This is a genomic window from Brevundimonas sp., from assembly GCF_036405315.1.
GTDB lineage: Bacteria > Pseudomonadota > Alphaproteobacteria > Caulobacterales > Caulobacteraceae > Brevundimonas.
Genome location: NZ_DASWXW010000221.1, coordinates 1 through 14,584, shown reverse-complemented (window position 1 = coordinate 14,584; position 14,584 = coordinate 1). Strand labels below are relative to the sequence as shown.

Below are 14,584 nucleotides of genomic sequence, written 5' to 3'. Positions count from 1 at the left end.
TTACGTCAACGCCCACGGCACCTCGACCATGGCCGACTGGATCGAGCTTAAGGCCATCGAGCGTCTGGTCGGCGATCACGCCAAGGACGTCGCCGTCTCCTCGACCAAGTCGATGACGGGCCACCTGCTGGGCGCCGCCGGTGCCATCGAGAGCATCTTCTCGGTCCTGGCCATCCGCGACCAGATCGCCCCGCCGACCATCAACCTGGACGATCCGGAGATGGAGACGCCGATCGACCTGGTCCCGCACAAGGGCAAGCCGATGAAGATCGACGTGGCGATGTCCAACAGCTTCGGCTTCGGCGGCACCAATGCGGCCGTGATCTTCAAGAAGGTCGGTTGATTTGGCCAAGGCTCCGTCGCGTCGTCCCACGCCCAAGGTTCGCATCCCCAAGAACCGCGTGCCGAAGCGGGGCGGCGGCGGAGCATCCCGGAATTCGGGCAAGTCCAGCCTCGGCGTCGGCCTGATCACCGCCGCCGGGACGCTGGGCCTGTTCCTGGTCGCCGCCCTGATCGCCCTGTGGGCCGTCTATTGGGGGCCGGGGCCCAGGGCGGTCGAGGGCGACGCCACCGTCGTCACCCTGCCGTCTGGCGCGGGCGTGCCTGCGATTGCGGCGAGCCTGAAGTCGGCGGGCGTGATCCGCTCGACCGACCTGTTCCGCGCCGCCGTCAGCCTGACCGGCGCCGACCGCAAGATCCGCGCGGGCGAGTATGAGGTGCCGTCGGGCGCGTCGCTGGCGACCGTGGTCGGCCTGCTGGTCGACGGCAAGGCGGTGCGACACTACGTGACCCTGCCCGAAGGCTGGTCCTCGGCCCAGGCGGTCGACATCCTGATGAAGCAGCCGGTCCTGACCGGTGAGGTCGAGGTCCCCGCCGAGGGCAGCCTGTGGCCCGACACCTATGAGGTTTCGCGCGGCGAGACCCGCGCCTCGGTCGTGGCGCGTATGCAGCGCGCCGCCAAGACCAAGCTGGCCGCCCTGTGGGCCGCCCGCTCGCCCGCCACCATCGTCACCACGCCGGAAGAAGCCCTGGTCCTGGCCTCCATCGTCGAGAAGGAGACGGGCCTGGCCTCCGAACGGCCCGAGGTGGCGGCGGTCTTCACCAACCGTCTGCGGTTGGGGATGCGGCTGGAGAGCGATCCCACCATCGTTTACGGCGTGACCAAGGGCCGTCCGCTGGGCCGCGGCATCCGCGCCTCGGAACTGCGGGCCCAGACGCCGTGGAACACCTATCTGATCGACGGCCTGCCGCCGACGCCCATCGCCAATCCGGGCGAGGAGGCGCTGAAGGCGGTGCTTAACCCGCCGCGTTCGGAATACGTCTTCTTCGTCGCCGACGGCACGGGCGGCCACGTCTTCGCCCGCACCTATCCCGAGCACCTGCTGAACGTCGCGCGCTGGCGCGAGATCGAGCGGCGCAAGGCCGGCTTGCCGCCGGGGCAAGCGGCCTCGGTCCCCGGCGCGGCGCCGGCGCCGATGGGCGAGGGCGCGCCCGTGATCGTCCCGCCGGGCGCCAAGGTCATCTCCGTGCCGACGGGGGCCCCGCAATGAGCGGTATCTCGGGCATGACCGGCTTCGGCCGCGCCGACGGCGGGCTGGACGGCTGGACCTGGACGGTCGAGGCGCGGTCGGTCAACGGACGCTCGCTGGAGGTGCGCTATCGCGGCCCCGGCGGTTTCGACAATCTGGAGCGGTTGGCCAAGGCCGCGGGGCAGGCGCGTCTGAACCGCGGTCAGGTGACGCTGGGCGTTCAGGCCAAGCGCGCCGAGGGCAGCGAACCCGCGCCGCGCGTCAACGAAGCTGTGCTGGCGACCTATCTGAAGCTGGCCAATCAGTTGGCGGAGGAGGGGGCGACGCCGCCCTCGGCCGACGGCTTGCTGGCCCTGCGCGGCGTCATCGAGGTGGCCGAGGAGGTCGAGGACCCCGAAGCCCACGCCGCCGTGGAAGCCGCCATCCTCACCACCATCGAACAGGCGTTGGACGCCCTGAAGCTGTCGCGTCAGCGCGAGGGCGAGCAGTTGACGCCGGTGATCCACGACTTCGTCGGGACCATCGAGGCCTTGACGGCGCGCGCCGGGCTTGAGGCCTCCAGCCAGACCGAGGCGATCCGCGAACGTTTCACTCGCCGGATCAGCGAACTGGCGCCCGATGCGCCGGGCCTGGACGAGCGAATCTTCCTCGAAGCCGCCGCCCTCGCCACCAAGGCCGACGTGCGCGAGGAACTGGACCGCCTGAATGCGCACGTCGCCTCGGCCCGGACACTGTTGCAGCAACCCCCCGCCGGGCGAAAACTCGACTTCCTGATGCAGGAATTCATGCGTGAAGCGAACACGCTCTGCTCGAAATCCGCTACCACGCCGCTCACCGGAATCGGCCTCGAACTGAAGGCCGTCATCGAGCAGCTTCGAGAACAAGTTCAGAATGTCGAATAACCGCACCCCCCGCCGTGGCGTCCTGCTGATCGTGGCCAGTCCGTCGGGGGCCGGGAAGACGTCGCTGTGCCGTCGCCTGATGGCCGACCACAAGGGCCTGGAGCTGTCGGTCTCCATGACCACGCGCGGCATTCGTCCGGGCGAGGTTGACGGCCGTGACTACAACTTCGTCAGCCAGGAGGAATTCCAGCGTCTGATCGACGCCGACGCCTTCCTGGAATGGGCCGACGTGCACGGCAACCGCTACGGCTCGCCGGCCGCGCCGGTGAACCGCGCCCTGGCCGAAGGCCGCGACGTCCTGTTCGACATCGACTGGCAGGGCGCCCGCGACGTGGCCGAGAAATGCCCCGGCGACGCCGTGCGCGTCTTCGTCCTGCCGCCGAGCCTTGAGGAACTGCGCCGCCGTTTGGTGACGCGCTCGCAGGACGCTGACGATGTGATCGAGCGCCGTGTCGCCAACGCCAAGGGCGAGATCGAGCACTGCGACGAGTTCGACTATGTCCTGGTCAACGAGGACTTCGACAGCAGCTATGCTGAGTTGGCCCACATCTATCACGCTGAGCGCAGCTGCCGGGCGCGCAACCTGTGGGTCGAGGGCTACAAGGACGCGTTGTTGAAGGAAGTGGTCTGACCGTCTAGCGGAAGACCACCCGCACGCCCGGCTTGACCTGTGACGCCAGTTGTTCGGCGTCCCAGTTGGTCAGGCGCACGCAGCCGCTGGAGAAGGTCTTGCCGACCTTGGACGGGTCCGGCGTGCCGTGGATGCCATAGGTGTCGCGCGACAGGTCGATCCACACCGAGCCGACCGGATTGTTCGGTCCAGGCGGGACGATGACCTTGCGGTCGCCCCGGTCGTAGCTGACCCGGTCGGGGTCGTAGGTGTAGTTGGGTTCGGGCGCGACGCCGACGACGGTCAGGTCGCCCGACGGCGCGGGGCGCGCCGAACTGCCGATGGTGGCCGGATAAAAGGCCAACAGTTTGTCGTCGGCGTCATAGGCGCGAACCGAGCGTTCTGTCTTGTCCACCACGATGCGCGCCACGTCAGCGGTCAGGTCGGTCTGGGCCACCGCGGCGACGATAATGCTCTGACCTGCCTTGCCGAAGTCGACGCCGGGGTTGAGGGCGCGCAGCAGGCCCTCGGTCATGTGGAACTTCTCGGCGAAGGCTTCCAGCGGCGTGGCGTAGCCGACGGTCGCCAGCTTGGACATGGCCTGCAGGTCGGACGGCGCCTGACCGATGAAGGGCCCGGCCAGGTCGGCGGCGGTGATGACGTAGTCGGCTAGCACCTTGCCGTTGTCGTCGGCGGTCAGGCGGCGGAAGACCTCGGCGTCCAGAACGCCGTCCTCGGGCAGGCCGGCGGCCTTCTCGAAGGCGGCGATGGCCTGACGCGTGTTGTCGCCGCCCAGACCGTCGATCACGCCCGGCGAAAAGTTGGCGCGGTCCAGCAGAATTTGCGCACGGGCGACGGCCGGATCGGGCGCCACAGGCGTGGTTGCGCCGTTCGCTGCGGGCGTAGGGGTGGTCTCGAACACCGCCGTTTCGATGGCCTCACGCGTCAGCGCGGGCGGCGTTGAGACAGCGGGCGGCGTTTCAGGCTTTGGCGTCTCGGCGGGCGATCCGCAGGCGGTCAGGGCGACCAGAACAAAGGGCAGGGCGGCGGAAGCAACGAGACGCGATTTCGACATGAAGGCTCCGAAGGTTTCGGGCCCTGACGAACGCCCCTAGGCGCTGAGGCGTTCCTCGGCGGCCGCTGTTCGCGCCGCGAAGAAGGGCTTGATCCGGACCAAGGCGTCCTCGACCTGGGTGGTCGAGACGGCGAAGCTGAAGCGGATGAAGCGGTGGCCGTTGACTGGGTCGAAGTCGACGCCGGGAGCGGTGGCCACGCCGGTTTCGCGCAACAGGGCTTCGCAGAAGCCGATGCTGTCATCGGTCAGGTGGCCGATGTCGGCGTAGATGTAGAAGGCGCCGTCCGGCGGGGCGATGGAGCGCAGGCCCATGGCGGGCAGGGCGTCGAGCATCAGGGCGCGGTTGGCGCGATAGACGTCGATATTGGCCTCAAGCTCCGTCTCGCAGTCCATGGCGATCAGACCGGCGTGCTGGCTGAGGGTGGCGGGCGTCAGGAACATGTTGCCGACGCGGGCGCGGGCCTGGGGCACCTCGGCCTCGGGCAGCAGCAGCCAGCCCAGACGCCAGCCCGCCATGCTCCAGTATTTGGAGAAGCTGTTGACGATCAGGGCGTTCGGCTCGAACTGCAGCATGGACGGGGTCGAGCCGGTGTAGGACAGGCCGTGGTAGATCTCGTCCGAGATGATCGAGATGTTCCGCTCGCGGCAGACCTCGGCGATGGCCTTCAGCTCGGCCTCGGGGATGATGGTGCCGGTCGGGTTGGCGGGGCTGGCGATGATGACGCCCGTCGGGGCCGGGTCGAGGCCGCGCAAGGCCTCGGCGGTCAGCTGGAACCGCACGTCGGGGCCGCAGTCGATCTCGACCGGCTCCATGTGCAGGGCCTTCAGCGTGTTGCGATAGGCGACATAGCCGGGGCGGGCGATGGCCACGCGGTCGCCGGGCTGGAAGCGCATCATCAGGGCCAGCACCAGGGCGGGCGAGGCGCCCGCCGTCATGACCACCCGTTCGGGATCGACGCTGACGCCGTAGCGGTCGTCGTAGAGCTTGGCGATGCGGGTGCGCAGAGCCGGGCTTTCCCAGTAGCCGCCGGGCTCGCTGTCGAGAATGCGGTGGGCCTCGGCGATGGCGGCGGCGGGGGCGCCGGTCGAGGGCTGGCCGAACTCCATGTGGATGATGGAGCGGCCCTGGGCCTTCAGTTCATGGGCCAGGCGGCTGACGCTGATGGCGCGGAAGGGTTCGATTTCAACGGTCATGGCAAGCCTACTTCAGGGCGTCGGCCAGGCGGAGGAAGCCGGCGATGTCGATGACTTCGGCGCGGGCGTCGGGTTCGATGCCGGCGGCTTCGCACAGGGCGGCGCCGCCGAGCTGTTTCAGGCTGGAGCGGAGCATCTTGCGGCGCTGGCCAAAGGCGGCGGCGGTGACGCGTTCCAGCTTCTTCAGCCGCTCAGGCGAGGGGCGCTCGGCCCGCGGGACGACATGGACGACCGCCGAGGCCACCTTGGGCGGCGGGGTGAAGGCGGCGGCGGGCAGGTGCATGACGATGCGGGCATCGGCCACAGCCTGGGTGATGACGGCCAGACGGCCATAGGCGTCGTCGCCGGGGGCGGCCACGACGCGTTCGGCCACCTCCTTCTGGAACATCAGGGTCAGAGCGCAAGGCTGCCACGGGCCGGTCAGCCATTTGATCAGCAGAGGGGTGCCGACATTGTAGGGCAGGTTCGACACCAGATGGGCCGGTCCCTTGACCAACTCCGCCTCGCGCACCTTCAAGGCGTCACCCTCGACGATGGTCAGGCGGCCGGAACCGTCGTCCAGTTCGGACAGAAGGGGGATGAAGCGCGGGTCCTTCTCGACCAGCACCACCTTGCCCGCGTCGCTTTCCAGGATGGCGCGCGTCAGCCCGCCGGGGCCGGGGCCGACCTCGATCACGGCGCGGCCCTCGAACGGCCCGGCGTAGCGGACGATCTTGCGCGTCACGTTCAGGTCCAGCAGGAAATGCTGACCGAAGCTCTTCTTGGCCAGCAGGCCGTGGGCGTCGAGCGTCTCGCGAAGGGAAGGGAGGTCCGTCATACGAGACGCCTTAGCGCGTGGCGCGCGCCGCCGCCATCTCTGAAGCCAGACGCACGGCGGCGATGAAGCTGTCGGCGCGGGCGATCCCCTTTCCGGCGATGTCGAAGCCGGTGCCGTGGTCGGGCGAGGTGCGGACGATGGGCAGGCCGAGGGTGGCGTTGACCCCGCCCCAGAAGTCCAGGGTCTTGACCGGGATCAGGGCCTGATCGTGATAGAGGCAGACGGTGGCGTCGTAGCGGGCGCGGGCCTCGTCGTGGAACAGGGTGTCGGCGGGCAGGGGGTCCGTGATGTTCAGCCCCTCGGCGCGCAGGGCGGCGGCGGCGGGACGCAGGATCTCGACCTCCTGCAGGCCGATCGATCCGCCCTCGCCCGCGTGGGGGTTCAGGGCGGCCAGGGCCAGGCGAGGGGCATGGATGCCGAAGTCGCGCTTCATCGATTCGTGGACGACGCGGGCGACCCGCATGACCCGGTCCGCCGTGATCAGTTCGGGCAGTTGGTCGATGGGGACGTGGATCGTCACCAGACAGGCGCGCAGGTCCTTGGCCGTCAGCATCATGACCGGGCCGCGCGTGCCGGAAAACGGCATGTCGGCGGTCAGTTCGGCGATGAACTCGGTGTGGCCGGGGAAGCGGAAGCCGGAGGCGTACATGGGCGCCTTGGCGATGGGCGCGGTGACGATCCCGCAGGCCTCGCCCGACAGGGTCAGGTCGACGGCGCGTTCGATCCAGTCGGCGACGGCGACGGCGTTGCGCGGGTCGGGCTGGCCCGGCGTCACTGGCGCGGGGGCCGGGGCGTGCAGGACCGGAATGGCGCGTCCGAAGACGGCGGCGGCGTCCGATGGGCTGAAGATCTGTTCGACCTTCACGCCCTGGGCCGCCAGGACGTCGGCGTCGCCGATGACGACGAAGGGCGTGACGGGGGCGAGCGGGCCGGGCGGCGTGGCCAGGATCGGCCACGCCCTGGCGATGACCTCCGGCCCCACGCCGGCGGGGTCGCCCATCGTGACGATGAGCGGCCGCATCGTCATTACTGCTTGATCTCGATCAGGGCGTCGGCCCGCAGATCGCGCAGGTAGCGTCGGCCCAGCATGGCGTAGTTCTGATTCTGCAGGCGCGCTTCGACCTGTTGGGCCGAGGGGGCCTCGGGGCCGCCCAGGCGGCGGCCGCAGACGGCCAGGACGTGCACGCCCAGCGGGGTGCGCACGACGCTGCTGACCGTGCCGACATCAGCCGAACGTGCGACTTGCTGGAACTGCGGCAGCAGGTCCGCCACGTCGCTTTCACCCAGATCAGCGCCCAGCATGCCTTGCTCGGCCCGGGCGCGTTGCAGGATGTTGTCGCAGGTCAGGCCGCCGCGCAGGGCTTCCAGTCGCTGGGTGGCGGCGGTGACTTCGGCTTCGCTGGCGGTTTCGGGCAGCTCGATCATGACCTGCTTCATCTGCACCAGGCTGGTCGCCGCGCCCGAGCGTTTGTCGCGCATGTAGAGGATGTAGACGCCGCCATCGACCGGGATCGGATTGGACAACTGGCCGACGGCCAGGGCTTCCATCGCCTGTTCCAGCGCCGGTTGAACCGTGCCCTTGACCACCCAGCCGGCGTCGCCGCCGCGCGCCGCAGAGGGAGCGGCCGAGAACTGACGGGCCACGGCCATGAAGGGCGCACCCTGAATCATCTGCTGCACCAGTTGGCGCGCGCCGTTCATGGCTTCCTGCATCCCGCCGACGCGGCTGGCCTCCAGGTAGATTTCGCCGACCAGATACTGGGGCTTGGTGGCGGACTCGGTCATCTGGCGCATGGTCTGCTCGACCTGGGCGCGGCTGACCTTGGCGCGGTCGCGGAAACGACCGCCCACCAGTTCGCGCCAGCCGATCTCGGTACGCAGTTGTTCACGGAACGGCTGGGGGCGGATGCCGCCCTGTTCGAGGAAGGCCATGTAGTTGACGGCGGTCGTGCCGGCTTCGCGCGCCATGCCGGCGATCTCTTCATCGACCTCCTGGTCGGTGATCTTGAGTTGTTCGAACTTGGCGATTTCGGCGGCCTGCAGGTGCTGCTCGATCAGGTCGTTGAGGGCCTGCTGCTGGATGGCGCCGATGTTTTCCTCGGTCGGCTGGACCTGGGTCATGGCCATCAGGACCAGCATGCGCTGGCGCAGGTCGTAGCCGGTGATGATCCGGTCGTTGACCGTGGCGATGATGCCGTCGGACAGGCGGAACTGCGGCGCGGCGGCGGCGCGCTGGGGCGCTTCCTCGGCGGCGGGATTCAGCGTCCCGGCGGCCGGAGCCGGTTGCGCGGGCGCGGTCTGGGCCGCGGACTGACCGACAGCCGAGCCGGCGATGAGGGCGGCCATGGCCACGCCCGTCGTGTAACGCATCAAACGCATCGTCAGTCCTGATTCCCTAAAGCAGTCTCGTCCCGGTCCAGCAGCGTCATCGACGATTCTGGACCCTGGATGGCGCACGCCCCTGCACGCCGTGCCTAGCGCATATCACTTCGATCATAGCCTGAACCTCCAAAAGTGGCGAGGTTAAGTCGAATATAGACCCCTTCCGAGGGGCCGGTCGGGCGCACGCGCGTATTGTCGCGACGCCAGCCCAGCTCGACGCGGAAGCAGTCGTCGTCGAACAGAAGGCCCACTTCCGAACGCGTGATGAGATCGCGCTCCAGGTCGGCGAAGCCGTTCACCGCCACGCCCCAGTTGCCATAGACGAACTGCTGACCGGAAAGCTGAACGAACTCGTAGTTGCGGTTCAACGGACCGGCCAGGGGGTTGGAGCGGTCGATGATGTAGCTCAGGCGGGCCTGATTGCGTCGGCCCCAGCGTCCATCGACGGTCGTCTCGCCGCGTCGCACGTCGCCGTTCGGGTCGATCGTGGCGTGCGCCCAGCCGCGAATCCGGTCGGACGGCGAGAAGGTCGCCTGAACCACCCAGTCGGACGTGCGGTCGGCCAGACCGGACGGGTCGTAGAGGCGCGTGGGGTCGTCGGGGACCGGGGTGCGAAACTCGTTCTGATCATCGGCGCGGATGCTGCGGCCGATGAACAGGCTGGCCGAACGTCCCGCGTCCCAACGCAGGGTGGCGCGCGCGCCCGCGGTGAAGCGCAGTCCGCCTTCCATCAGGTCGTAGCCGGGGAAGCGGTCCATGCGGAACAGGGAGACGTGGTCCAGTTCCAGCGTCTGGCTGTCTTCGTTCGGAATGCGCCGGTCCAGATCAGCATCATTCGACACCGACAACTGGGCCATCGGCTCCAGGATCAGATCGGCGTCGGCGGACAGGCGGCGGTAGAGCGGATAGCTGACGTCGACCCCGGCGCTGGCCCGACCTCGCGTGAAGGCGTCAGTATCCACGCCCAGCATCGGGGGCAGGTCGCTGACGGAATAGACGTCGAGCCGGGCGTCCACGAACGGCTCCCATCGAACGCCCATCGGCGAGATGAGGGTGCGGCGCCAGTCGACCTGGCCGGTGACGCGGCGGCTGTCGACGCCGGGCAGTCCAGCGGTCGGGCCGGGAGGGATCAACTCGGGAGGCAGGATCGGGGAGCCGACATAGGCGTCCCGGAACAGGGCGACGGCGGAGCCGCGCAGGCGCAGGCGACCGCCGAAGATCGGGTCCTGCGCTTCCCAGCGCGCATCGATCAGCGGCGCGACCAGGGGCAGGGTCTTGTCGTCCTCGAAGATGTTCAAGGCCGGGGTCACTGGGTCGAACTGCGCGACCCGCAGGCTCTGCATCGCGAAGGTCGCGACCGACAGATAGGAACGCTGGGTCTGGCGCTCGACATAGATCTGGCTGATCAGGCGACGACGGTCGCCGTAGTAGAGGCCGTTGTCCTGATAGGTGTCGCGGATGTTGTAGCGGTCAAACAAGGTCTTGTCTGACGCGCGCTCGGCCGTGAAGCCCCAGCGCCACGGGCCTTGGAGATCGAACTTGCCGTGAGCCAGCAGATAGCTGCGGTTGGTGCGATCGCCGAAGCGGACGTTGCTTTCGGTGTCGCCGTCTCCGTCCCGGTCGAAATCGCCAAAGTCGCGCTCGTGCGTATATCCGCCCCGCACGACCAGCGTGCCGCTGTCGAAGCGCCGCCGCCACTGCAGGTTCAGGAACGGCGCGACCTTGCTGTTGATCTGGGGGCTGATCAGCCAGTCTTCCGACGGCGAGACAACGTGGAGGTAGGGAACCTCCAGCGAGGCGCCGCGCCCTTCGTCGAAGTCGGGGAAGGGGATGAGGAAGCCGGACGCCCGCTCGACGCTGGGATCGGGGTGCGCAAAGGCCGGCAGGTAGAAGACCGGCACCCCGCCGACGCGGAAGACGACGTTGCGATACAGGATGGCCCGCAGGTCCTGGTCCTGGACCGCCTTGTCGGCCTGGATCGAGATGCTGGGCTGCTTCGGTCCGTTCACGTCGCAGATCGGACAGGGCGTGAAGATGACGCGGTTCAACTCGGCGACGTTTTCGGAGCGACGGACCGCCGTCGCGGCCATCAGGCTGGCGCCGTTGGCGAGGCGCATGGCCAGATCCGTTGCGACGCCCGCCTTGAGATCCGAATCAAGTTCGATGCGGCTGGCGTGGATCACCGTGCCGTCAGGCGCGGTCAGTTCGGCGTGGCCGACAGCGGTGGCGGCGCCGGTCTTGAGATCATAGGAGATCCCTTCGGCCCGCAGGCTTTGGCCGCGGAAGCGGGCGAAGACGCGATCAAGGGGCGTCCCGGCGGCGCTGATGACATCGCCGTCGCGGCTGGCCGAGGCGGCGCTCACATAGGCCGAGCCGGGCTCCAGGCCGTCCGTGACCGGCGCCGACTGGGCGGCGGCTTGAGGCGCGGCGGGCGTGTCCTGCGCCACCGCGGGAAGAGCGGGAATGCAGGCGATCACGGCCGCACCGGCCAGGAGCCGGGCGCGCAGGGCTCCCTCTCGGGATGTGCGGCGATCACTCATGCGGAATCCACTCTTTGCCAGCGACCGGAAACCGTCCGATTAGCCGTCTTCGGTATAGAACAGCAAGGTAAAGGCGGCGAGGGCCGTCAGCACGGGCGGCAGCCAGGCCGCCAGGAAGGGCGGCACCACCTCGGCCGAACCCATGGCCGAGGAAAACTGGTTCACGAAGAAGAAGGCGAAGCCCAGCACCACGGCCGCCACGGTCATCTTGGCCAGATCGCCCAGGCGCATCAGGCGCAGCGAGAAGGCCGCCGCCAGAATCGACATGGCGGCGAACATCAACGGCGTCGCTAGCAGTTGCTGCAGGCGCAGGCGATAGGCGGTCGAGGCGAAGCCCGCATCCTCGATCCGCTGGATCTGGTTCGGCAGCGACCAGAAGGGCGTCGACTGGGGCCGGGCGAAACGCTGGAACGCCTCCTTGTCCGCCAGGTTCGACGGCAGGTCGAGGGTGGCGTAGCGCACCGCGCGTTGGCCGGTCTGGGCGCCCGTGGCGTCGGTCAGACGCCAGCGCCCGGCGTTCAGCGTCGCCGTCGTCGCGTCGATCCGCTCGGTGAACATCCGTCGGCCGGCGGACGTGGTCGTATAGATGAAGAAGGTGGCGTCCAGCAGGCGACCGCTGGCCTGTTCCTGACGCGCGCCGCGAATGATCATTTGGCGCGTGTCGTCGCCCTCCCGCAGCCAGACGGCTTCCTGTGTTTCAGCACCGGTGGCGGAGCCGGAAATGCGGCCGCGCTCACGCTGCCACATGCCGTCCCCGGCGGCCGCCATCGGACCGAACACAGTGACGGTGAGAATGCCCAGAACCAGGGCGCAGGCCGCCGCCGGCAACACGAAGCGCCAGGCCGAGACGCCGGCTGCGCGCATGGCGATCAGTTCGCTGCGCCGGTTCAGACCGACGAAGGCCGCCAGGGTGCCGAACAGGAAGACGAACGGCAGAAGCTGGACCACCACGGTGGGGGATTTCAGCAGCACCAGACCGAAGATGCGTGCGCTGGACAGTTCGCCGGACGAATTCAGGCCGCGCGACACCTCGACGAAGTCGATCAGCATCACCAGGGCGGTGATGATGGCCAGGGCGACGGCCAGCGCCCGTAGTTGCTGGGTCAACACATAGCGTTCGATGCGGCCGAGACGGAGCCTCATGCGAACCTCGCCTTGAAACGCTCATAGGGTGCCCAGACGCGCCGCCGATGCGGTTTCAGCGCACGGAACAGCAGACGCAGGGCGACGAAGCTGACGCCCAGCGGCAGCAGATACTGCAGCAGATTGAGCGCGCCGTTCCAGGCGCTGGCCGCGACCAGGCCGTAGCCGACGACGCGAACCACCAGAAAGACGCCCGCCGCCTTGGCGATGCGGCCGCTGTAGCCGGTGCGGCTGAAGGAGCCGCCGAGAATGGCCGTCAGAGCCAGGGCCATGGCCGTCAGGGCGTAAAGCGGCGAGGCCAGCCGTGAATGGGCTTCGGCCGCCAGTTCACCGCGCGAGCCGGCGCCTTCCAGCAGGGCAGGGGTGGGGTCGAAGAGTTCGGTCAGCCACAGGTCGGACGGCTTGAAGCGGATGCGCTCAGTCGTCTTGGTGTAGGGCGACAGGTCGAACACCTGCTGATCGAACGACAGCTGGTTCAGCACGTCGCGCGACGAATAACGCTGCATCGACCCGTTCTGCATCGTCAGGACCGGCAGACCGTCGACCCGGCCGAAGCGGGCGGTTTCGGCGTCCCAGGTCGTCACCGTCTTGCCGTTGTCCAGATAGACGAACAGGTTCTTGAGCAGGCCGTTCTGTTCGATCTGCTGCACATAGACGGTCAAGCCGCCCGGCCCTTGAACGAAGCGGCCTTCCTCGACCAGCAGGGCGGCCAGGTCGGTGCGGATGGCGAAGGCCTGGCGGCGCGCCTCGCGCTGGGCCCAGGGCTGGACGAAGACATTGGTGATCAGGGCGACCACGGCGATGATGACGGCGATCTGGATCGCCGGCCGGATCAGGGACCAGCGGCTGACGCCCGCGGCGTAGGCGGCGGTCAGTTCCTGCTCGCGCTGCAATCGGGTCAGGGCGATCAGGGCGCCGACGAACAGGCCGATGGGCAGGATGACCGCGATCAATTGGGGCAGGGCCAGCAGGGTCAGTTTGGCCATGACCCAGACGCTCTGACCGCGTTCGACGATGACCTCGAGCTGATCGAGGCTCTGGCTCAAAAGGCCGATTCCGGCCAGGGCCGCGCACGCCGCCACGACGGGCAGGCCGATCTGGCGGAAGAGGTAGCCCTGAATCAGCGTCATGGTCGGGAAAGAAAGGGTTTCGGGGGCGAGCGAGTTGCAGCCGCGAGCGATGCGGGCCATGTAATACACATCCCAACGCGACGGTGGAACAGCCGCTGCGTTATGTCTGATTCAAGCACGACCGGGGCATGGAACCCTGGCCTGGAGTAGGTTTCATGAAAATCGAGTTCGTCGCTTCCCCCAGCGCCGCTCAAATCCTTGCCGTTCTGGTCCACGAAGGTCGCGCGTTGGCCGGTACGGGCTCGGCCCTGGACGCCGCCGCCTCGGGCGCCCTGACCAAGGCCATGGGCAACAGCCGCTTCACCGGCGCCCCCAACAGCAATCTGACGGTTGCGGCTCCGGCGGGCGTCGACGCCGACACGGTGCTGCTGGTCGGCGCGGGCGCGGCTGACAAGTTCGACGATCTGGCGGTCGAAACCGCCGCCGCCGCCGCCTATCACGCCGCCAAGCTGTCGGGCGCGGAAGTCCTGACCATCGACGCCGCCCACCTGTCGGCCGAGCAGGCCGCCCGCGCCGCCTTCGCCGTGCGCCTGGCCGCCTATCGCTTCGCCAAATATCTGACCAAGCAGAAGGCCGACAAGATCCCCTCGGTCACGACCGTGCGCGTGGTCACCTCGGACGTGGCTGCTGCTCAGGCCGCCTTCCAGCCTCTGTCGGCTGTCGCCGACGCCGTCCTGTTCTCGCGCGACCTGGTGTCGGAACCGGCCAACGTTCTGTACCCGGCCGAGTTCGCGCGCCGGGTGAAGGCGCTGGAGAGCCTCGGCCTCGAGGTCGAGATTCTCGGCGAGGCCGAGATGGAGAAGCTGGGCATGCGCACGCTTCTGGCCGTCGGCCAGGGCAGCCGTCGCGACAGCCAGCTGGCGGTGATCCAGTGGAACGGCGGCGCGGCCGGCGACCAGCCGATCGCCTTCGTCGGCAAGGGCGTCTGCTTCGACACCGGCGGCATCAGCCTGAAGCCGGCTGACGGCATGGAAGAGATGAAGTGGGACATGGGCGGCGCCGCCGCCGTGGCCGGAACCATGATGGCCCTGGCCGGCCGCAAGGCCAAGGTCAACGCCGTCGGCGTGCTGGGCCTGGTCGAGAACATGCCCGACGGCAACGCCCAGCGCCCCGGCGACGTGGTCGTGTCCATGTCGGGCCAGACGGTCGAGGTCATCAACACCGACGCCGAAGGCCGCCTCGTCCTGGCCGACGCCCTCTGGTACACTCAGGACCGCTTCAAGCCGAAGTTCATGATCGACCTGGCCACCCTGACCGGCGCC

General features: G+C 68.6%; 12 protein-coding genes and 1 pseudogene. 5 read left to right on the top strand and 8 right to left on the bottom strand.

Annotated features, from left to right (window positions below):
* From VGE49_RS13500 to gmk, 4 genes and pseudogenes are all read left to right on the top strand, one after another.
* Positions 1–343 (top strand): annotated as a pseudogene (locus VGE49_RS13500) (beta-ketoacyl-ACP synthase II); the annotation flags it as partial.
* Between the two features lies 1 nt (position 344).
* Entirely contained in the window at positions 345–1,550 is a 1,206-nt protein-coding gene (gene mltG / locus VGE49_RS13495; protein WP_331035054.1) for an endolytic transglycosylase MltG, read from the top strand.
* Positions 1,547–2,431, top strand: coding sequence for a YicC/YloC family endoribonuclease (locus tag VGE49_RS13490; RefSeq protein WP_331035053.1), 885 nt, complete (start codon positions 1,547–1,549; stop codon positions 2,429–2,431). The genes mltG and VGE49_RS13490 overlap by 4 nt, the downstream gene beginning before the upstream one ends.
* Complete coding sequence (gene gmk, locus VGE49_RS13485) at positions 2,421–3,062, top strand: guanylate kinase (protein ID WP_331035052.1); 642 nt, start codon at positions 2,421–2,423, stop codon at positions 3,060–3,062. Before VGE49_RS13490 ends, gmk begins: the two co-directional genes overlap by 11 nt.
* Positions 3,063–3,066: 4 nt before the next feature.
* Here the strand turns inward: gmk and VGE49_RS13480 are convergent, their stop codons facing one another.
* The 8 genes from VGE49_RS13480 to VGE49_RS13445 all read right to left on the bottom strand — a co-directional run bounded on the left by VGE49_RS13480 (position 3,067) and on the right by VGE49_RS13445 (position 13,382).
* Positions 3,067–4,116, bottom strand: coding sequence for a L,D-transpeptidase family protein (locus tag VGE49_RS13480; protein ID WP_331035051.1), 1,050 nt, complete (start codon positions 4,114–4,116; stop codon positions 3,067–3,069).
* A 36-nt stretch (positions 4,117–4,152) separates the two neighbouring features.
* Entirely contained in the window at positions 4,153–5,310 is a 1,158-nt protein-coding gene (locus VGE49_RS13475; RefSeq protein WP_331035050.1) for a pyridoxal phosphate-dependent aminotransferase, read from the bottom strand.
* Positions 5,311–5,317: 7 nt separating this feature from the next.
* Positions 5,318–6,127 carry a 16S rRNA (adenine(1518)-N(6)/adenine(1519)-N(6))-dimethyltransferase RsmA gene (rsmA, locus tag VGE49_RS13470; protein ID WP_331035049.1) on the bottom strand — a complete coding sequence of 270 codons (810 nt, stop codon included), beginning with the start codon at positions 6,125–6,127 and terminating at the stop codon, positions 5,318–5,320.
* Between the two features lie 10 nt (positions 6,128–6,137).
* Positions 6,138–7,154, bottom strand: a complete 1,017-nt coding sequence (pdxA, locus tag VGE49_RS13465; protein WP_331035048.1) for a 4-hydroxythreonine-4-phosphate dehydrogenase PdxA — start codon at positions 7,152–7,154, stop codon at positions 6,138–6,140.
* On the bottom strand, positions 7,154–8,506 hold the full coding sequence (locus VGE49_RS13460; RefSeq protein WP_331035047.1) for a peptidylprolyl isomerase: 1,353 nt from the start codon (positions 8,504–8,506) through the stop codon (positions 7,154–7,156). The genes pdxA and VGE49_RS13460 overlap by 1 nt, the downstream gene beginning before the upstream one ends.
* A 95-nt stretch (positions 8,507–8,601) precedes the next feature.
* A complete protein-coding gene (locus VGE49_RS13455; RefSeq protein WP_331035046.1) occupies positions 8,602–11,049 on the bottom strand; it encodes an LPS-assembly protein LptD in 2,448 nt (815 codons plus the stop codon).
* Between the two features lie 39 nt (positions 11,050–11,088).
* Entirely contained in the window at positions 11,089–12,192 is a 1,104-nt protein-coding gene (lptG, locus tag VGE49_RS13450) for an LPS export ABC transporter permease LptG (protein WP_331035045.1), read from the bottom strand.
* Positions 12,189–13,382, bottom strand: coding sequence for an LptF/LptG family permease (locus VGE49_RS13445; RefSeq protein WP_331035044.1), 1,194 nt, complete (start codon positions 13,380–13,382; stop codon positions 12,189–12,191). Before VGE49_RS13445 ends, lptG begins: the two co-directional genes overlap by 4 nt.
* A gap of 95 nt (positions 13,383–13,477) precedes the next feature.
* Here VGE49_RS13445 and VGE49_RS13440 point away from each other — a divergent pair.
* Positions 13,478–14,584 (top strand): leucyl aminopeptidase (locus VGE49_RS13440; RefSeq protein ID WP_331035043.1); only part of this gene is annotated, 1,107 nt, incomplete at its 3' end.